The sequence below is a fragment of the Citrobacter sp. CK191 genome (assembly GCF_030333435.1).
In the GTDB taxonomy this organism is placed as follows: domain Bacteria; phylum Pseudomonadota; class Gammaproteobacteria; order Enterobacterales; family Enterobacteriaceae; genus Citrobacter_B; species Citrobacter_B koseri.
The window spans coordinates 1-18,986 of record NZ_JAOWFX010000032.1 but is presented as its reverse complement, the minus strand read 5'-3'; the positions used below and the strand labels follow the sequence as shown (position 1 = coordinate 18,986).

The following is an 18,986-nucleotide window of genomic DNA, read 5'->3' as shown; positions in this document are numbered from 1 at the left end:
ATGACAGTCTCAACTGTACGCTATCTGGTTGCCGTTACCGCCTGCGTCAGCGGCGTGGCGCATACCTATATGGCCGCCGAACGCCTGGAGAAGCTCTGCCAGCAGGAAAAATGGAACATTAAAATTGAAACCCAGGGAGCGCTGGGCACGGAAAATCGCTTAACGGAGGAGGATATCAACCGGGCGGATGTTGTGTTGCTGATTACGGATATTGAACTGGCGGGCGCGGAGCGTTTTGTTCAGTGTCGGTATGTTCAGTCAGGAATTAACGCCTTTCTTCGCGAACCTCAGCGGGTGATGAGCGCCGTGCGTAAACTGCTCACCGCGCCGCAGCATACGCATCTTATTCTGGAGTAGCCTTCTTTTCCGTCAACTGGCTGTGGTACTGCCGACGATATTCTGACGGAGAACGCTCCGTATTTTTACGAAACAGGCGGCAGAAATAGTTGCTGTCGACAAATCCACAGGTGTGAGCCACTTCTTTGACTTTCAGATCGTAACCCTTCAGCAGCGTTTTCGCGTGTTCCAGCCGTGTGTGATTCAGATATTCGTTAAAGCCTATAGCGCCTGTTTTTTGAAACAGATGAGAAAGGTAGTTTGGCGAAATATAAAACGCCTGCGCCACCGATTCGCGGGTGAGCGGGGAAGCGTAACGCTCATCGATATAGCTGCGAATCGCTTCAAAAAGCGCCTGACTCCGTGACGCCGTCTGGATTTGGCTACCCAGCAGGTCGCGGCAGTGGCTCAACAGGCTGGCGACAATTAATCGGACCGTCTGCTGTTCCTGCGGCTGCATCTGCATTTCATTGAGCGTTTGCAGCAGGAAGGAGCCAATACGTGGGCCTCGACGTGCAACATGCTGCTTCGCAAGATTCTGATATTGTTTGCCGTCCCAGTGAACAACGCTGAAACCTAATTGCTGCTTGCCAAACAGGATGCTGAGCGTGGTGACGGGCGTTTGCCACTGCGGGAAGTTCCAGCTGCCTGCCGGAACATACAGAACGTCGCCAGCGATGAGCGTCACGGGCGCGGCCGGGATGCCTGTATCGGTGAACTCTCCCTCCAGCACAATCTCCAGGCGTGGAAAATCAACCTGATACGCCAGTTCGGGCGCCGTACCGCTGGTATTGGCGAAAAAAACCTGCCGCAGCGCCATAGGGCCGTTAATCAGACGGGAGAGAAGGTGGCTGACGTCGTGATACATGTTGATACCTTGCAGAGCGCAGACAGAGGAAACAGTAACGTTGAACGTAAACCGCCTCAAGCGATAATTGCCGGATGGCGGTACACGGGTTATGCATTTTGCAGGCCGGATAAGCGTCAGCGCCATCCGGCGATGCCGTTACTGATTCCCGACATGATCCCCGTAAGGCAGGGTATCGTAATCAATCAACGCGTTTTTCTTATACGGGTTGCCAATCCAGCGCGTGATCGCCTTGAACTGCGGGCTGGTGACGGAGCGCGTCGGGTCGAACCCGTCGTAGGTCAGCCCCGCTAAGTCGGACCAGGTATGGATAAGTTCAGAGCTGCTGTATTTGCGATCAACATACGCAGAGAGATCGCGCGGGTGTGCGGCCTGCCACTTTTCTGACGTCCATAACAGGAACGGCACCGTATACATATGACGCGTAGGGTTGTCTTCGTTACGTCCCTGCGTTTTGTGCGGCGGCGTGTCATACACTTCTTCACCGTGATCGGAGAAGTAGAGCAGAAAACCGTTCGGGTCAGTCGCTTTATAGTCCTTAATCAGGCTGGCGACGACATGGTCGTTATACAGATTCGCGTTATCGTAATCGTTATAAATATCCTGTTCGTCTTCGCTCACGCCCGCAGGGATATGATCGGTTTGACCGTCAAATTTTCCCTGATTCTCCGGGTAGCGGAATTTGTATTTGATATGTGTTCCCAGCAGGTGAACGATAATAAATTTCTTCGGCGCCGGGTCGGCCATCACGTCTTTAAAGGGCGCCAGAACGTTGGTGTCATATTCCCGCGCGCTTTGAGTACGTTGTTGATTCATATAAAACTGCTTGTCGGTCTGTTTCGAGAATACGGTCAGCATCGTATTACGCGCGGTCATCGTCTGCTGATTGGTGATCCAGAACGTCTTATAACCTGCCTGTTTCATCATGTTCATCAGCGACGGTTTCGTCAGATACAGATCCGGGTTCTTTTCATTGGCGAAGGTCAGCGCCTGTTGCAGAATTTCAATCGTGTATGGCCGGGAGGTGACGACGTTATTGAATACGGTCAGACCCGGATCGCTTTTATGCAACGCGTCCAGCTCTGGCGTGGTTTCACGCGGATAACCGTACAGACTCATGCGACCACGCTGGGTTGACTCGCCGATAACCAGCACTAACGTACGCGGCGCATCACCGGAGTTATCTTTAAAATTCGTTAACGGAGGCAGCGCGTTGTTCTCGTTAAGCAGGCTATTCAGCGACGTGAGTTGCTGATTATATTGATAATAGCCATTGATAAACTGCCACGGCGCAGCGGGTTCCATACGCGAGGCGAGGCCGCCTAATGTCTGCTCAAACGGCTTATGTTTGATAAACGTCCCGACGGCGATCGGATGCAGAATAAGGCCGTATAACAATGCAAAGGAGACTAACCAGCGCCACGGCGCGGGAATATATATGGGCTTTAAACGCGTCCACAGCAGGATTGCCACGGCGGTATAGGCCAGGGCGATAAGGATAATCTTCAGACTGAAATACTGGCTCAAGTACTCGCTGGCTTCGTTCGCGTTTGTTTCAAACATGACATACAGAACGCTTTGCGAGAATTCCTGCCCGTAAATGACATAATAACTGAGCGCCGCCAGCGAAGAGGCCCAGAGTACAACGCCAATAGCGGCGGCAATCGCGCGGGTATGACGGGGAAATAAAAATACCGGGATCAGCCAGAGCGAACTGAAAAGCAGTGAATCACGCAGCCCGTTGGTGCCGCTATAGCCGCTGATGCAAATAACGGCCTGAAGTAATGTAGAGAAGAACCAAAAATAGAGTAGCGCCCAGCCAAGGGCTTTCCAGCTAAACGAAGGTTTAGCAGATGTGTGTGTGAAGAACATATATGAAGCCTGTTTTTATTCGAGTCGCCAACGTAGCGACAAATCATTAAGAGAACCTTAAGTATGGCGATGCCAGTGACCTATTCTTGTTGATGGCGTATTCAGCAGAGTGAACAAAACGCAGGCAGGAATATATTGAAAAACAGGCGATTATTACAGAAATATTTCAAAGCCCTCTCGCCCGGGCGGGCGAGAGGGGATATGACGATGCGTGTGGGTTAGCCGGTATTACGCATCCCCGCAGCCACGCCCGCAATCGTGACCATCAGCGCCTGCTCGACGCGCGGGTCTGGATCTTTGCCTTGCTCTTCTGCAAGACGGGAACGGTGTAAAAGTTCCGCCTGCAACACGTTCAGTGGGTCGGTATACACATTCCTTAACTGGATAGACTCGGCAATCCACGGCAGGTCGGCCATCAGATGGGAATCGTTGGCAATCGCCAGCACCACTTTGATGTCCTCTGCCAGCAGGTTGCGTAACTCTTCACCCAGTGGCCACAGCGCTTTTTTGACCAGGCGTTGATCGTAGTATTCCGCCAGCCACAGGTCGGCTTTAGAGAACACCATCTCCAGCATGCCGAGGCGCGTGGAGAAGAACGGCCAGTCGCGGCACATGGCTTCCAGTTCGCTTTGCTTGCCATCTTCAACGACTTTTTGCAGCGCAGTGCCCGCACCCAGCCAGGCCGGGAGCATCAGGCGGTTTTGCGTCCAGGCGAAGATCCAGGGAATGGCGCGCAGGGATTCAACCCCGCCTGTCGGGCGACGTTTTGCCGGGCGCGAACCGAGCGGCAGCTTGCCCAGTTCCTGTTCTGGCGTTGCGGAACGGAAGTACGGGACGAAGTCTTTATTCTCGCGGACATAGCCGCGATACAGGTCGCAGGAGATCACGGACAGCTCGTCCATGATATGACGCCACGAATTTTTCGGCTCCGGCGGCGGCAGCAGGTTGGCTTCCAGAATCGCGCCGGTGTACAGGGACAGGCTGCTGATGGTGACTTCAGGCAGGCCGTACTTAAAGCGGATCATCTCACCCTGTTCGGTCACGCGCAGGCCGCCTTTCAGGCTGCCCGGCGGTTGGGAAAGCAGCGCCGCATGAGCAGGCGCGCCGCCACGGCCAATGGAACCGCCGCGACCGTGGAACAGCGTCAGTTCAATTCCGGCTTTTTCACAGGTTTTGATCAGCGCGTCCTGAGCCTGATACTGCGCCCAGGAGGCGGCCATTACGCCTGCGTCTTTCGCCGAGTCAGAGTAGCCAATCATGACCATCTGTTTGCCCTGAATAAAGCCGCGATACCAGTCGATATTCAGCAACTGAGTCATTACCGCGTCGGCGTTGTTCAGGTCGTCCAGCGTTTCGAACAGCGGCGCAACCGGCATGGCAAAGCTAATTCCGGCTTCTTTCAACAACAGATGCACGGCCAGCACGTCGGACGGCGTTTTCGCCATAGAGATAACGTAAGCGGCGATGGAACCCAGCGGCGCTTCGGCAATCACTTGACAGGTCTCAAGCACTTCGCGGGTGTCGTCGCTCGGTTCCCACTGACGAGGCAGCAGCGGACGCTTGGAGTTGAGTTCGCGGATCAGGAAAGCCTGTTTATCGGCTTCGGACCAGCTTTCATAATCGCCGATGCCCAGATAACGCGTCAGCTCGCCCAGCGCTTCGGTATGGCGGGTGCTCTCCTGGCGAATATCGATGCGCACCAGCGGCACGCCAAAGCATTTCACCCGGCGCAGGGTATCAAGCAGTTCGCCATTGGCGATGATGCCCATGCCGCACGCTTGCAGAGACTGATAACAGGCGTACAGCGGCTCCCACAGCTGCTCGTTTTGCGTCAGCAGGCCAGCGGGTTTCGGCAGTTTCTCGCCTTTCAGACGCGCTTCCAGCCAGGCTTGCGTCGCCATCAGGCGGGAACGCAGGCTTTTCATCAGGTAGCGGTAAGGTTCTGATGCGCCTTCTTCGCCGACCAGCGCCAGCAGTTCCGGCGTGGCGTCGACCATCGACAGCTCAGAAATCAGAACCTGAATATCTTTCAGGAACAGATCGGTGGCTTTCCAGCGGCTCAACAGGAGAACGTGGCGGGTGACATCAGCCGTTACGTTCGGGTTGCCGTCACGGTCGCCGCCCATCCAGGAGGTGAAACGCACCGGAACAAAATCCACCGGCAGTTTGTAGCCCAGATGTTCTTCCAGTTGTTCGTTCAACTCACGTAGATAGTTTGGCACCCCTTCCCACAAGCTGTTTTCAACCACCGCAAAGCCCCATTTGGCTTCGTCGACCGGACTTGGGCGGTTTTTACGGATTTCATCCGTATGCCAGGACTGGGCGATCAGCTGGCGCAGACGGCGCATGAGCTGATTACGTTCGTAATCCGCGATCTCTTTGTTATCAAGCTGCTTCAGACAGGCGTTGACTTCACCCATTTTGTGAATCAGCGTGCGGCGAGTGATCTCGGTAGGGTGTGCGGTCAGTACCAGTTCCAGAGATAACGACTCCACCGCGTTTTTGATGGTGGCTTCGTCGAGATTGGGTTGATCTTTCAGTTTACGCAGGGTGCGGGCAATCACTTCCGGGTTGCTGGCAGCTTCGCCCTGCGGCGAAATGCTGTGGTACTGCTCGGCGGTATTGGCCAGGTTCAGGAACTGACTAAACGCGCGGGCAACAGGCAGCAGCTCGTCGTTGGACAGATTCTGTAGCGTGGTGAGCAACTCCTGGCGATTCGCTTCATTGCCAGCGCGAGATGATTTAGACAGCTTACGGATTGTTTCTACGCGATCAAGAATGTTCTCTCCCAGCGCATCCTTGATGGTTTCTCCCAGCACTTTGCCGAGCATACTGACATTACTACGCAACGCGGAATATTGTTCGTTCATATGATCCCAGACACCCCATCTGTTTTGAATATGTCCTGTATCTTTCGCGTCACAGCGGCGTTGGCTGCAACGTGAAATCTTTCGGACTTTAATTTTTTACATCACTTCTTATCTTTATAAAGCCACGTAAAACACCTGACGTCAATTGCTGCGAAATCGGTTCAGCAAACGAATAAATGACGGGAATTTACGTAATTTAATTCACATCGAATCAAATAAGCGTTGCTTATGGAAATGTTAATAAATCACCTCGCTTACCACTAAAGGGTTAGCGAGGTGATAAGCAGTTAATGCCAGCAGAAATGATGGACAACCTGCGTAATCAGCTCGCGGGTTGGCTTGATAAAACGCGTTTCCAGATATTCATCCGGCTGGTGCGCCTGATTAATCGAACCCGGGCCAAGCACCAGCGTTGGGCACAAGGTCTGGATAAACGGCGCTTCGGTGCAGTAGTTCACCACTTCGGTTTGCGCGCCCAGCAGTTTCTCGACCACTTCCACCAGTTGGTGGTCAGGCGGACATTCGTAGCCGGGAATCGGCGGATGCAGTTCGGACACCGTCAGACGGCCCGGCCAGCGTTCGCTCACGGGCGCCAGCGCATCGTTGAGCAATCCGTTGAGATCGTTCAGCGTCATGCCCGGCAGCGGGCGAATATCCATATGCAACTCGCAACAGGCGCAGATACGGTTCGCGGCGTCGCCACCGTGAATGTGGCCCAGGTTTAATGTCGGATAAGGAACGGTAAACGCCGCGTAGTGATAACGTTCTTTCAGGTCATCGCGCAGCTGCATGATGCGGCCAATGGCGTCGTGCATCAGCTCAATGGCGTTAACCCCGCGCGCCGGATCGCTGGAGTGGCCCGATTGCCCCAGAATGCGGATGGCGTTTGAAATGTGGCCTTTGTGCGCACGCACCGGTTGCAGGGACGTTGGTTCACCGATGATCGCGCAGTCCGGGCGCAGGGCGGTGGTTTCAGCGAAATAGCGCGCGCCCGCCATGCTGGTCTCTTCATCGGCGGTAGCCAGAATATACAGCGGTTTTTTCAGCGTCGTCACATCCACGTCACGCAGGGCATCGAGGATAAAAGCAAAGAAGCCTTTCATGTCCGCCGTACCCAGCCCGTAGAGCTTGTTATCGTGCTCGGTCAGCGTGAACGGATCGCGCGTCCAGCGTCCGTCGTCAAAGGGAACGGTATCGGTATGGCCCGCCAGCAACAAACCGCCAGCACCCTGTCCGGTGCTTGCCAGCATATTGAATTTATTGCGCGTACCGGGGACTGCCTGAACCTCAACCTTGAAGCCCAGATCTTTAAACCAGTCTGCCAGCAGAGTGATTAAAGACGCATTACTTTGATCGAGCGCTTCTTCGGTAGCGCTAATCGACGGTGTGGCAATCAGAGCGCGGTAAATCTCGATAAATGGCGGTAAAGTGTTTTTCATTGTTGACACACCTCGGGTCATGATAGTATCAATATTCATGCATTATTTGTGAATAAAAATACATTAACGTTGAGCGTAAGAAAACCCACCAACTGTAAGGTGAAGTTGTTACGGCTTAACCAGGCAACCAGACATAAGAAGGTGAACAGCCCCGATGTTGAATACGCTGATTGTGGGTGCCAGCGGTTACGCTGGCGCAGAGCTTGTGACCTATGTAAATCGTCATCCTGATATGACCATAACCGCTTTAACCGTCTCAGCGCAAAGCAATGATGCAGGAAAGCTAATCTCTGATTTACATCCGCAGTTAAAAGGCATTGTCGATCTGCCATTGCAGCCAATGTCTGATATTAGCGAGTTCAGCGGCGGGGTGGATGTGGTGTTTCTCGCCACCGCGCATGAAGTGAGCCACGACCTGGCCCCGCAGTTCCTGAATGCGGGCTGCGTTGTGTTTGATCTCTCCGGTGCGTTCCGGGTTAATGATAGCGCCTTCTACGAAAAATATTATGGCTTTACCCATCAGCACCCTGAGCTGCTGGAACAGGCGGTGTATGGCCTGGCGGAGTGGAGCGCGAACAAGCTAAAAGAAGCGAATCTGATTGCGGTGCCGGGATGCTATCCGACGGCGGCGCAATTGTCGTTAAAACCGCTGATTGACGCAGGCCTGCTGGATCTCAACCAGTGGCCGGTCATTAACGCAACCAGCGGCGTGAGCGGCGCCGGGCGTAAGGCGGCGCTTTCGAACAGTTTCTGTGAAGTCAGCCTGCAACCGTATGGTGTCTTTACCCATCGTCATCAGCCGGAAATCGCCACCCATCTGGGGGCAGAGGTTATTTTCACGCCGCATCTGGGGAACTTCCCGCGCGGGATTCTGGAAACGATCACCTGCCGCCTGAAAGCTGGCGTTACCCATACTCAGGTGGCGCAAGCGTTGCAGCAGGCGTATGGCGACAAGCCGCTGGTGCGGCTATATGACAAGGGCGTTCCGGCGCTGAAGAATGTGGTCGGGCTGCCGTTCTGCGATATTGGCTTTGCCGTTCAGGGCGAGCACCTGATCGTGGTGGCGACCGAAGATAACCTGTTGAAAGGCGCAGCGGCGCAGGCAGTGCAGTGCGCAAATATCCGTTTCGGCTTTGCTGAAACGCAGTCTCTTATTTAAGGGTGCAATGATGAATCCATTAATTATCAAGCTGGGCGGCGTATTACTGGATAGCGAAGAGGCGCTGGAGCGTCTGTTTACCGCGCTGGTCAATTACCGCGAGTCGCATCAGCGTCCGCTGATTATCGTGCACGGCGGCGGCTGCGTTGTGGATGAGCTGATGAAACAGTTAAATTTGCCGGTGAAAAAGAAAAATGGCCTGCGCGTGACGCCCGCCGATCAGATCGACATCATCACCGGCGCGCTGGCGGGAACCGCCAATAAAACCTTGCTGGCGTGGGCGAAAAAACACCATATCGCGTCCGTTGGCCTGTATCTCGGCGACGGCGATAGCGTAAAAGTGACTCAGCTCGATGAAGAGCTGGGCCACGTTGGACTGGCGCAGCCGGGTTCGCCTAAGCTGATTAACACGCTGCTGGAAGGCGGCTTCTTGCCGGTGGTCAGTTCCATTGGCGTGACCGAAGAAGGGCAACTGATGAACGTCAATGCCGATCAGGCGGCGACGGCGCTGGCGGCAACGCTGGGGGCGGATCTGATCCTGCTTTCTGATGTAAGCGGTATTCTGGATGGCAAAGGTCAGCGTATTGCCGAGATGACGGCGGCCAAAGCGGAACAGCTGATCGATCAGGGCATTATTACCGACGGCATGATTGTGAAGGTGAATGCGGCGCTGGATGCCGCCCGCACGCTGGGGCGCCCGGTGGATATCGCCTCCTGGCGTCATGCTGAGCAGCTTCCGGCGTTGTTTAACGGTACACCGATCGGTACGCGTATTCTGGCTTAAACTATTTTGTGCCCGATGGCGGCCACGCCTTATCGGGCCTGGGTGAACCGAACCTGTAGGCCGGATAAGCTAAGCGCTATCCGGCGTTGAAATTCAAGATATTAAGGAAGCATGTTATGGCACTTTGGGGTGGGCGTTTTACACAGGCAGCGGATCAACGGTTCAAACAGTTTAATGACTCATTGCGCTTTGATTACCGCCTGGCCGAGCAGGATATCGTCGGCTCTGTGGCCTGGTCCAAAGCTCTGGTCACGGTTGGGGTGTTGACTGCGGATGAGCAACTGCAACTGGAAGAGGTGCTTAGCGCGCTGCTGGAAGAGGTTCGGGTGAATCCGCAGCAGATTCTGGAAAGCGACGCGGAAGATATTCACAGCTGGGTGGAAGGCAAACTGATCGATAAAGTCGGCCAGTTGGGTAAAAAGCTGCACACCGGGCGCAGTCGTAACGACCAGGTTGCGACCGACCTGAAGCTATGGTGCAAAGATACGGTCACCGAGCTGCTGTCTGCTAACCGTCAGTTACAAAGCGCGCTGGTAGAGACGGCGCAGAATAATCAGGATGCCGTCATGCCGGGGTACACTCATCTGCAACGCGCGCAGCCGGTGACGTTTGCTCACTGGTGTCTGGCGTATGTGGAAATGCTGGCGCGTGATGAGAGCCGATTGCAGGATGCGCTCAAGCGTCTGGACGTCAGCCCGTTAGGCTGCGGTGCGCTGGCGGGTACGGCGTACGAAATCGACCGTGAACAGCTGGCAGGCTGGCTGGGCTTTGCCTCGGCGACGCGTAACAGTCTGGACAGCGTGTCCGATCGCGACCATGTGCTGGAACTGCTGTCCGACGCGTCTATCGGCATGGTTCACCTGTCGCGCTTTGCGGAAGACCTGATTTTCTTTAATACCGGTGAAGCGGGCTTCGTGGAACTCTCCGATCGCGTGACGTCGGGTTCATCGCTGATGCCGCAGAAGAAAAACCCGGATGCGCTGGAACTGATCCGTGGCAAGTGCGGTCGTGTGCAGGGCGCGTTAACGGCGATGATGATGACGCTGAAAGGCCTGCCGCTGGCGTACAACAAAGACATGCAGGAAGATAAAGAAGGGCTGTTTGATGCGCTCGACACCTGGCTGGACTGCCTGCACATGGCGGCGCTGGTGCTGGATGGCATTCAGGTAAAACGTCCGCGCTGCCAGGAAGCGGCGCAGCAGGGCTATGCGAATGCGACTGAGCTGGCGGATTATCTGGTTGCCAAAGGCGTGCCGTTCCGTGAAGCGCACCATATTGTGGGCGAAACGGTGGTGGAAGCGATTCGACAGGGAAAACCGCTGGAAGATCTGTCACTGGCTGACCTGCAAAAATTTAGCGCTGTGATTGGCGATGATGTGTATCCGATTCTGTCGCTGCAATCATGCCTGGATAAACGTGCGGCGAAAGGCGGTGTTTCACCGCAGCAGGTTGCGCAGGCGATCGACTACGCGAAGGCGCGTCTGGCGTAACTGGCGTGGTGCCGGATGACGCCTTATCCGGCCTACAAAAAATTGTGAACCGTCGCCATCCGGCAACAGTCATCAGAGCCTGGCATCACGTCGGGCTTATTTTATTTATGCAAAAAAAAGCGGACCATAGGGTCCGCAAAAGTTCACGTTGGCTTTAGTTATTTCGAGTTGAGAAAAACTCTTCGAACGGGCGGTGACTTCAAGGGTTAAAGAGGTACCGCTCCGTTTCTGTGATGTATTATTAGACAGAAAGCTTGATAGGGATAATCGTTCGTTGCTATGCTACCTATCGCCATGAACTATCGTGGCGACGGAGGATGAATAATGAATATTCGTGATCTTGAATACCTGGTGGCATTAGCCGAACACCGCCATTTCCGGCGTGCGGCGGACTCCTGTCACGTCAGCCAGCCGACGCTCAGCGGGCAAATCCGTAAGCTGGAAGATGAACTGGGCGTAATGCTGCTGGAGCGTACGAGTCGTAAAGTTCTGTTCACCCAGGCAGGTTTACTGCTGGTGGATCAGGCGCGCACCGTGCTGCGTGAGGTCAAAGTGCTCAAGGAGATGGCAAGCCAGCAAGGTGAGACGATGTCTGGCCCATTGCATATCGGCCTGATCCCAACGGTTGGCCCTTATCTGCTGCCGCATATTATTCCGATGCTGCATCAGACCTTCCCGAAGTTGGAAATGTATCTGCATGAAGCGCAGACGCACCAGCTGCTGGCGCAACTGGACAGCGGCAAGCTTGACTGCGTGATCCTGGCGCTGGTGAAAGAGAGCGAGGCGTTTATCGAAGTGCCGCTGTTTGATGAACCCATGATGCTGGCGATCTATGAGGATCACCCGTGGGCGAATCGCGATCGTGTGCCGATGTCCGATCTGGCGGGTGAAAAACTGCTGATGCTGGAAGACGGGCACTGCCTGCGCGATCAGGCGATGGGCTTCTGCTTTGAGGCGGGCGCGGATGAAGACACCCATTTCCGGGCGACCAGTCTGGAAACGCTGCGCAACATGGTTGCGGCGGGGAGCGGTATTACCTTACTGCCTGCGCTGGCGGTTCCGCAGGAGCGTAAGCGTGATGGCGTAGTCTACCTGCCGTGCATTAAGCCGGAGCCTAAGCGTACGGTTGGGTTGGTTTATCGTCCGGGATCGCCGCTGCGCAGTCGCTATGAGCAACTGGCGGAGGCCATCCGTGCGGAGATGGATGGCCATTTCGACAAAGCGTTAAAACAGGCGGTTTAAGCCGTTTAGCGCCGCTACCCGATAGGCTTCCGCCATTGTCGGGTAGTTAAAGGTGGTGTTAACGAAGTACTCAATGGTGTTACCGCCGCCTTTCTGTTCCATAATCGCCTGGCCGATGTGAATAATTTCGGCTGCGCGTTCGCCAAAGCAGTGAATCCCCAGAATCTCTTTTGTTTCCCGATGGAACAGGATCTTCAGCGTTCCCACGTTCATCCCGACGATTTGCGCGCGCGCCAGGTGCTTAAACTGCGCACGTCCGACTTCATAAGGCACTTTCATCGCCGTCAATTGCTGCTCGGTTTTGCCGACAGAGCTGATTTCCGGGATGGTGTAAATCCCGGTAGGGATATCTTCGATAAGATGGGCGGTCGCTTCGCCTTTCACCAGCGCCTGCGCGGCAATTCGACCCTGGTCGTAAGCGGCGGAAGCCAGACTCGGATAGCCAATCACATCGCCCACCGCGTAAATGTGCGGCAGCGCGGTCTGGTACATGCTGTTGACTTTGAGTTGCCCACGGCTGTCGGTTTCCAGACCGATATTTCCCAGCGCCAGTGAATCGGTGTTACCGGTGCGTCCGTTGGCGTACAGCAGACAGTCGGCCTTCAGCTTTTTACCGGATTTCAGGTGCATAATGACGCCGTCGTCGCAGCCTTCAATCTTCTCGTACTCTTCGTTATGGCGAATAACCACGCCGCTGTTCCAGAAGTGGTAAGAGAGAGAGTCGGACATCTCCTGATCAAGAAACGCCAGCAGACGGTCGCGGGTGTTAATCAAATCAACTTTGACGTCCATTCCCCGGAAGATTGACGCATATTCACAGCCGATCACCCCGGCGCCATAGATGATGACGTGACGAGGTTCGTGATGCAGGCTAAGGATTGAGTCGCTGTCGTAAATACGTGGATGCGCGAAATCAACGTCGGCCGGGTGATAAGGACGCGACCCGCAGGCAATCACGAATTTCTCCGCCGTCAGGGTTTCGACCGTGCCGTCGTGGCACTCCAGCGCGAGGGTGTTTTCGTCAACAAAATGCGCATTACCTTGCAATATTTCACAGTGGTTGCGCTCATAAAAGCCCTGCCGCATGCGCGTTTGTTGATTAATGACGTTATCGGCATGGTTGAGAATATCGGCAAAGGAAGAACGAAGTAGTCGGGAGTGGTCGCTGTAGAGGGGGTTCTGGTTGAATTCGATGATACGGCTGACGGCATGGCGGAGCGCTTTCGACGGGATGGTGCCCCAGTGGGTACAACCGCCGCCAACGTTGTGATAACGCTCAATAACGGCGACGCGCGCTCCTTGCTTAACCAGACCCATTGCAGCGCCTTCGCCGCCGGGGCCTGAACCTATGACGATTGCATCATAATCCCAGGAATGTGGCATGGTATTACTCACCTGTTTTTATACATAAAATAAACACGATGATAACATTCGCGCGCCTTTAACCCAATTATCGTTGTGCTTTTTTGTGGAGCTGGAGCACAAACAGCCTGTAAACAATCATTCACAAAGCTGAACAAACAGATTAAGTTTGTTCTCTGGTATAGTGCCAGATAAGGCATATGGAAGGATTCAGACATCGTGATGGGCGTTAGAGCGCAACAAAAAGAAAAAACCCGGCGTTCGCTGGTAGAAGCCGCATTCAGTCAACTGAGCGCCGAACGGAGTTTCGCCAGTCTCAGTTTACGCGAAGTAGCGCGTGAAGCGGGCATTGCGCCAACCTCATTTTATCGCCATTTCCGCGATGTGGATGAGCTTGGCCTGACGATGGTGGATGAGAGCGGTTTAATGCTGCGCCAGCTGATGCGCCAGGCGCGTCAGCGTATTGCCAAAGGCGGCAGTGTGATCCGTACCTCGGTCTCCACATTTATGGAGTTCATCGGCAACAATCCTAACGCCTTCCGTTTATTATTGCGTGAACGTTCCGGCACCTCGGCCGCGTTTCGCGCCGCAGTCGCGCGTGAGATTCAGCATTTCATCGCGGAACTTGCGGACTATCTGGAACTCGAAAACCATATGCCGCGCGCGTTCACTGAAGCGCAAGCCGAAGCGATGGTGACGATTGTGTTTAGTGCAGGTGCCGAGGCGCTGGATGTTGGTGCGGAACAACGCCGACAGCTGGAAGAGCGGCTGGTACTGCAACTGCGCATGATTGCGAAAGGGGCATATTACTGGTACCGCCGTGAACAAGAGAAGATGGCACATCACTCCGAGTAACGTGAAGGACGAGCAATGAAACAGTCAGGTCAAGATAAAGGTACGCTGTTGCTGGCGCTGGTCGCTGGCTTATCGATCAATGGCACATTCGCGGCGCTGTTTAGCTCCATCGTGCCGTTTTCTGTATTCCCGATTATCGCGCTGGTGCTGGCGGTTTATTGCCTGCATCAACGTTATCAAAACCGCACCATGCCTGTCGGCTTGCCGGGGCTGGCTGCCGCCTGTTTTATCCTCGGCGTGCTGTTGTACAGCACCGTGGTACGCGCGGAATACCCGGATATCGGTTCTAACTTCTTCCCGGCGGTGCTGTCGGTGATTCTGGTGTTCTGGATTGGCTTTAAGATGCGTAACCGCAAGCAGGAAGTCGCGGAGTAATGCCGGATGGCGGCGTAAACGCCTTATCCGGCCTACGATGATTTGTATGCCCGGCAAGCGCAGCGCCACCGGGCATATCGCCGGATGGCGGCGTAAACGCTTTATCCGGCCTACGTTTTACCTGGCAGTGAGTAACACGCCGCATTCCATATGGTGCGTATACGGGAACTGATCGAACAGAGCCAGACGTGACACATTGTGCGTCTGGCTTAATGTTTCCAGGTTCTTACACAGTGTTTCCGGGTTGCAGGAGATGTACAAAATACGCGGATACGCCTGCACCATTTTCTCGGTTTCACTGTCCAGCCCGCTACGCGGCGGATCGACAAAAATCGTTTCACACTGATAGCTCTTCAGGTCGATGCCCTGCAAACGGTTAAACTCACGTACTCCGTTCATCGCCTGCGTAAACTCTTCAGCGGCCATACGGATAATCTGCACGTTATCAATATGGTTAGCGGCAATGTTGTACTGCGCTGCGGCGACTGACGGTTTAGCGATTTCCGTTGCCAGCACCCGGTCGAAGTTACGCGCCAGAGCCAATGAGAAGTTGCCGTTGCCGCAGTACAGTTCAAGCAGGTCGCCTTTCGACGCTTTGGTTGCATCCAGCGCCCACTCCAGCATCTGAATATTCATTGCGGCATTGGGCTGCGTGAAGCTGTTCTCTACCTGACGGTAGATCATCTCTTTTCCCGCCACGGGCAGACGTTCGTCAATGTAATCCTGATCCAGCTCGATTTTGGTTTTGGTCGCCCGGCCAATCAGATGCACATTCAGGTTCTGCGCTCGCAGCGCATCCCGCAGCGTTTCCGCTTCCTGGCGCCACTCATCATCCAGCTTTTTATGGTACAGCAGAGAAACCACCGCCTGATTGCTCATCGTGGTGAGGTAATCAATCTGGAACAGCTTATGGCGCAGGACGCGATTATGGCGCACGCCTTCAATCATCGCCGTCATCAGCTGGTTAATCAGCTCGCTGGCCGCCGGGAAGCTGTCGACGCGGATACGGCTTTTCGTCTGCTGATCAAAAATGATGTGATACAGGTCGTCGCCGTCATGCCACAGGCGAAATTCGGCGCGCATCCGATAATGGCTGACTGGCGAGCGAAACACTTCCGGGACCAGGTCAGAAAACGGCGCCATCATACTCTGCAAGCGCACCACTTTTTCGGCTAGCTGCGCGTCATACTGTTCTGTCGGAAGGTGTTCGGGGGTCATGATGCATCCTGAAAAATAAAAGTACGCGGGGATTGTAGGGATTGCTCATCAGATGTCCAGTCATTGATGATTTCCGATATTGTGATATGCGGTCTGGACGTAGATTGTTACAGAATGTAGCATCCGTGAGCCGGTCCTGTGAGTTAATAGGGAATCCAGTGCGAATCTGGAGCTGACGCGCAGCGGTAAGGAAAGGTGAGATGAGAGCATAAGCAGACACTGCCACCCGGCGGGAAGTCATCATCTCTTGTATCCTGAGGATAACCTTCCAAGCCCGAAGACCTGCCGGCTAACGTCGCATCTGGTGTTCATCATCGCGTACTATCGATGAAGCCTGCGGCATCCTTCTTATATTGTGGATGCTTTACAATGATTAAAAAATCTTCGCTGCTGACGGCGCTCTCCGTCACGGCATTTTCTGGCTGGGCGCAGGATACTAACCCAGACACCCTGATCGTCACCGCAAATCGTTTTCAACAACCTGTTAATACCGTACTGGCGCCTGCTGATGTTGTGACGCGTGAGGATATCGACCGCTGGCAAGCGAAGAATTTGAATGATGTGATGCGCCGCCTGCCGGGCGTTGATATCAATCAAAACGGCGGCATGGGGCAGTCTTCTTCTTTGTTTATTCGTGGTACGGAAGCCAAACAGGTATTGGTTCTGGTCGATGGTGTTCCCATGACCCGCCCTGGCATTACGAATAACCCCGATCTGAATCAGATTCCAATATCGCTGGTGCAACGCGTGGAATACATTCGTGGACCACGCTCGGCGATTTATGGTTCCGGCGCAATGGGTGGGGTCATTAACGTTATTACGCACTCCGATCAAGAACAGTCAAAAATTACCGCGGGCGTTGGTTCAAAAGGTTATCAGCAATATGACGGTACGTTGCGCCATCGCTTTGGCGACACTGTCGCCACGGTAGCGGGTTCTTATGAGGGCAATAAAGGCTTTAACGTACAGCCCGGCTCAACCTGGGATCACGATCGCGACCGCGATGGTTTTCGCAGCAAGGCATTCTGGGGCAGCCTCGAACATAAATTTAATGATAATTTCGATGGTTTTTTCCGTGGTCACAGTTATACCAACAACTCTGATTACGATCTGGGAAGCCCGCCGTCTATTCCGGCCTACAGTGCTGATGAATCGCAACTCTACAATCAGAGCTGGGACGCAGGTCTGAAATTCAACTCCGGGATTTACTCTTCACAACTTCTCGCCAGCTACCAGAAGGTGAAGGACTATAACTACAGCAGTATTTATGGTCGCTATCATGACGGTACGACGCTCGATCGCATGACTCAGCGTAACCTGCAATGGGGTAATAACCTTATCGTGGGGCACGGTTCCGTTAGCGCGGGCGTAGACTGGCAGCAGCAGCGTTTGACCTCATCCGATACCGTGATGTCGGACACATATAAACGCGATAACACCGGTTTATACCTGACCGGTCAGCAACAATTCGGTGATGTAACGCTGGAGGCTTCAGGGCGTGAAGATCATGATGAACAGTTTGGCTGGCATGGCACCTGGCAGACGACGGCTGGATGGGAGTTTATCGACAACTATCGAGTAACTATCGGCTATGGTACCGGGTTCCTGTCTCCATCTCTGGGGCAGCAGTTTGGTTCTACCCGTTTTGGCATCAACGCGAATCCTAACCTGAAACCGGAAGAGTCTAAACAGTGGGAGGCCGGGCTGGAAGGGCTCACTGGTCCGCTGGACTGGCGCCTGTCTGCCTACCATTACAAGATTACTAACCTGATCACTTACTACTTTGATCCAAACACCTACCAGGGTGAGTATGACAATATTGATGCGGCAACCATTAAAGGCGTGGAATGGACGGGCAGCTTTGATACCGGCATCTTTAGCCATCGTGTTACGTTGCAATATGTCGATCCGCGTAATGACGACAACGGTGAAGTGTTAGCCCGACGCTCGAAGCGCCAGGCGAAGTATCAACTGGACTGGACGATGTTTAACGTCGATATGGATGTATCGTGGCAGTATTACGGCAAGCGCTACGATAACAACACCTCCCAGTACAATAACACCCAGCAAATCTTGCCGAGCTATAGCACTGTTGATGTTTCTGCATCGTATCCGATCACCGATCGCCTGACAGTTCGTGGTAAAATCGCCAACCTGTTCGATAAAGATTACGAGACAGCTTATGGCTACCAAACTGCAGGACGAGAGTACTACTTGTCTGGCAGCTACACCTTCTGATCCACGTCCCACCGTGCTGGTGTTTGATTCCGGCGTCGGTGGGTTGTCGGTCTACGATGAGATTCGGCATCTCCTGCCGAATCTCCACTATATATATGCTTTCGATAACGTCGCATTTCCTTACGGGGAAAAGAGCGAAGCGTTTATTGTCGAGCGCGTCATCGAGATCGTTACCGCAGTGCAGCAGCGTTATCCTCTCTCACTTGCGGTAATCGCCTGTAATACGGCCAGCACGGTTTCTCTTCCTGCATTGCGTGAAAAATTCGCGTTCCCGGTTGTGGGCGTCGTACCTGCGATTAAACCCGCAGCGAGGCTGACCGCCAACGGCATCGTCGGGTTGCTGGCAACGCGTGGCACGGTAAAACGCCCTTATACCCATGAGTTGATAGCGCGATTTGCGAATGAATGTCAGATAGCGATGTTGGGATCGGCAGAACTGGTGGAGCTGGCGGAAGCCAAACTGCACGGTGAACCCGTATCGCTGGAAGAACTACGCCGTATCCTGAGACCCTGGCTGCGGATGCCGGAACCGCCCGACACGGTTGTTCTGGGATGTACCCATTTCCCTCTATTACAGGAAGAACTGTTGCAGGTCCTTCCTGAAGGGACAAGGCTGGTGGATTCCGGGGCGGCGATTGCGCGTCGCACAGCCTGGTTGTTAGAGCATGAAGCGCCGGATGCCAAATCAGCGGAGGCTAATATTGCTTTCTGCATGGCAATGACGCCAGAGACCGAGCAATTAATACCCGTTTTACAGCGTTACGGTTTCGAAACGCTCGAAAAACTGGCGGTTTGAGATGGTTTTGCTTAAAAAGAAAGCAGTCGGAAAATAATTTTAAATTTCCCCTTGTCAGGCCGGAATAACTCCCTATAATGCG

15 protein-coding genes and 1 riboswitch are annotated in these 18,986 nt (G+C 54.1%); of the genes, 9 read left to right on the top strand and 6 right to left on the bottom strand.

All coding sequences use genetic code 11. The features are described 5' to 3' along the window. Positions 1–357, top strand: a complete 357-nt coding sequence (locus tag OGV82_RS16805) for a PTS fructose-like transporter subunit IIB (RefSeq protein ID WP_047459781.1) — start codon at positions 1–3, stop codon at positions 355–357. Here the strand turns inward: OGV82_RS16805 and OGV82_RS16800 are convergent. From OGV82_RS16800 to argE, 4 genes are all read right to left on the bottom strand, one after another. Then, complete coding sequence (locus OGV82_RS16800; RefSeq protein WP_047459778.1) at positions 344–1,204, bottom strand: AraC family transcriptional regulator; 861 nt, start codon at positions 1,202–1,204, stop codon at positions 344–346. The two genes, OGV82_RS16805 and OGV82_RS16800, sit on opposite strands and share 14 nt — an antisense overlap. Positions 1,205–1,342: 138 nt before the next feature. Further along, on the bottom strand, positions 1,343–3,076 hold the full coding sequence (locus OGV82_RS16795) for a phosphoethanolamine transferase CptA (RefSeq protein ID WP_047459776.1): 1,734 nt from the start codon (positions 3,074–3,076) through the stop codon (positions 1,343–1,345). 218 nt (positions 3,077–3,294) lie between these two features. Further along, entirely contained in the window at positions 3,295–5,946 is a 2,652-nt protein-coding gene (ppc, locus tag OGV82_RS16790; RefSeq protein ID WP_012133836.1) for a phosphoenolpyruvate carboxylase, read from the bottom strand. A gap of 287 nt (positions 5,947–6,233) precedes the next feature. Further along, positions 6,234–7,385, bottom strand: a complete 1,152-nt coding sequence (gene argE / locus OGV82_RS16785) for an acetylornithine deacetylase (RefSeq protein ID WP_024130656.1) — start codon at positions 7,383–7,385, stop codon at positions 6,234–6,236. A 154-nt stretch (positions 7,386–7,539) separates the two neighbouring features. On the opposite strand from argE, the gene argC reads away from it, so the two are divergent. The 4 genes from argC to oxyR all read left to right on the top strand — a co-directional run bounded on the left by argC (position 7,540) and on the right by oxyR (position 12,060). Next, complete coding sequence (argC, locus tag OGV82_RS16780) at positions 7,540–8,544, top strand: N-acetyl-gamma-glutamyl-phosphate reductase (protein ID WP_047459774.1); 1,005 nt, start codon at positions 7,540–7,542, stop codon at positions 8,542–8,544. A 7-nt stretch (positions 8,545–8,551) separates the two neighbouring features. Continuing rightward, positions 8,552–9,328, top strand: a complete 777-nt coding sequence (gene argB / locus OGV82_RS16775; protein ID WP_012133833.1) for an acetylglutamate kinase — start codon at positions 8,552–8,554, stop codon at positions 9,326–9,328. 116 nt (positions 9,329–9,444) lie between these two features. Further along, positions 9,445–10,818: an argininosuccinate lyase gene (argH, locus tag OGV82_RS16770; RefSeq protein WP_047459771.1), complete on the top strand. Its 1,374-nt coding sequence runs from the start codon at positions 9,445–9,447 to the stop codon at positions 10,816–10,818. A 324-nt stretch (positions 10,819–11,142) separates the two neighbouring features. After that, positions 11,143–12,060 (top strand): DNA-binding transcriptional regulator OxyR, encoded by a 918-nt coding sequence (gene oxyR, locus OGV82_RS16765; protein ID WP_012133831.1) that lies wholly within the window; start codon positions 11,143–11,145, stop codon positions 12,058–12,060. On the opposite strand, the gene sthA is transcribed toward oxyR, so the two are convergent. After that, complete coding sequence (gene sthA, locus OGV82_RS16760) at positions 12,043–13,443, bottom strand: Si-specific NAD(P)(+) transhydrogenase (protein ID WP_012133830.1); 1,401 nt, start codon at positions 13,441–13,443, stop codon at positions 12,043–12,045. The genes oxyR and sthA overlap by 18 nt on opposite strands. A gap of 198 nt (positions 13,444–13,641) precedes the next feature. Between sthA and fabR the strand changes: the two genes are divergently transcribed. Next, entirely contained in the window at positions 13,642–14,277 is a 636-nt protein-coding gene (gene fabR, locus OGV82_RS16755; RefSeq protein ID WP_047459767.1) for an HTH-type transcriptional repressor FabR, read from the top strand. 15 nt (positions 14,278–14,292) lie between these two features. Then, positions 14,293–14,652, top strand: a complete 360-nt coding sequence (locus tag OGV82_RS16750; protein ID WP_012133827.1) for a YijD family membrane protein — start codon at positions 14,293–14,295, stop codon at positions 14,650–14,652. A gap of 117 nt (positions 14,653–14,769) precedes the next feature. On the opposite strand, the gene trmA is transcribed toward OGV82_RS16750, so the two are convergent. Then, on the bottom strand, positions 14,770–15,870 hold the full coding sequence (trmA, locus tag OGV82_RS16745; RefSeq protein ID WP_047459762.1) for a tRNA (uridine(54)-C5)-methyltransferase TrmA: 1,101 nt from the start codon (positions 15,868–15,870) through the stop codon (positions 14,770–14,772). Between the two features lie 114 nt (positions 15,871–15,984). Continuing rightward, positions 15,985–16,174: riboswitch (cobalamin riboswitch) on the top strand. A gap of 65 nt (positions 16,175–16,239) precedes the next feature. On the opposite strand from trmA, the gene btuB reads away from it, so the two are divergent. Both btuB and murI read left to right on the top strand, forming a co-directional pair. After that, positions 16,240–18,108, top strand: a complete 1,869-nt coding sequence (gene btuB, locus OGV82_RS16740) for a TonB-dependent vitamin B12 receptor BtuB (protein WP_012133824.1) — start codon at positions 16,240–16,242, stop codon at positions 18,106–18,108. Then, positions 18,053–18,904 (top strand): glutamate racemase, encoded by an 852-nt coding sequence (gene murI, locus OGV82_RS16735; RefSeq protein WP_047459758.1) that lies wholly within the window; start codon positions 18,053–18,055, stop codon positions 18,902–18,904. Before btuB ends, murI begins: the two co-directional genes overlap by 56 nt. Positions 18,905–18,986 lie beyond the last annotated feature (82 nt).

Coding starts and splice junctions, on each gene's coding strand:
- OGV82_RS16805 (WP_047459781.1), top strand. CDS start 1: ATGACAGTCTCAACTGTACGCTATCTGGTTGCCGTTACCGCCTGCGTC.
- OGV82_RS16800 (WP_047459778.1), bottom strand. CDS start 1,204: ATGTATCACGACGTCAGCCACCTTCTCTCCCGTCTGATTAACGGCCCT.
- OGV82_RS16795 (WP_047459776.1), bottom strand. CDS start 3,076: ATGTTCTTCACACACACATCTGCTAAACCTTCGTTTAGCTGGAAAGCC.
- ppc (WP_012133836.1), bottom strand. CDS start 5,946: ATGAACGAACAATATTCCGCGTTGCGTAGTAATGTCAGTATGCTCGGC.
- argE (WP_024130656.1), bottom strand. CDS start 7,385: ATGAAAAACACTTTACCGCCATTTATCGAGATTTACCGCGCTCTGATT.
- argC (WP_047459774.1), top strand. CDS start 7,540: ATGTTGAATACGCTGATTGTGGGTGCCAGCGGTTACGCTGGCGCAGAG.
- argB (WP_012133833.1), top strand. CDS start 8,552: ATGATGAATCCATTAATTATCAAGCTGGGCGGCGTATTACTGGATAGC.
- argH (WP_047459771.1), top strand. CDS start 9,445: ATGGCACTTTGGGGTGGGCGTTTTACACAGGCAGCGGATCAACGGTTC.
- oxyR (WP_012133831.1), top strand. CDS start 11,143: ATGAATATTCGTGATCTTGAATACCTGGTGGCATTAGCCGAACACCGC.
- sthA (WP_012133830.1), bottom strand. CDS start 13,443: ATGCCACATTCCTGGGATTATGATGCAATCGTCATAGGTTCAGGCCCC.
- OGV82_RS16750 (WP_012133827.1), top strand. CDS start 14,293: ATGAAACAGTCAGGTCAAGATAAAGGTACGCTGTTGCTGGCGCTGGTC.
- trmA (WP_047459762.1), bottom strand. CDS start 15,870: ATGACCCCCGAACACCTTCCGACAGAACAGTATGACGCGCAGCTAGCC.
- btuB (WP_012133824.1), top strand. CDS start 16,240: ATGATTAAAAAATCTTCGCTGCTGACGGCGCTCTCCGTCACGGCATTT.
- murI (WP_047459758.1), top strand. CDS start 18,053: ATGGCTACCAAACTGCAGGACGAGAGTACTACTTGTCTGGCAGCTACA.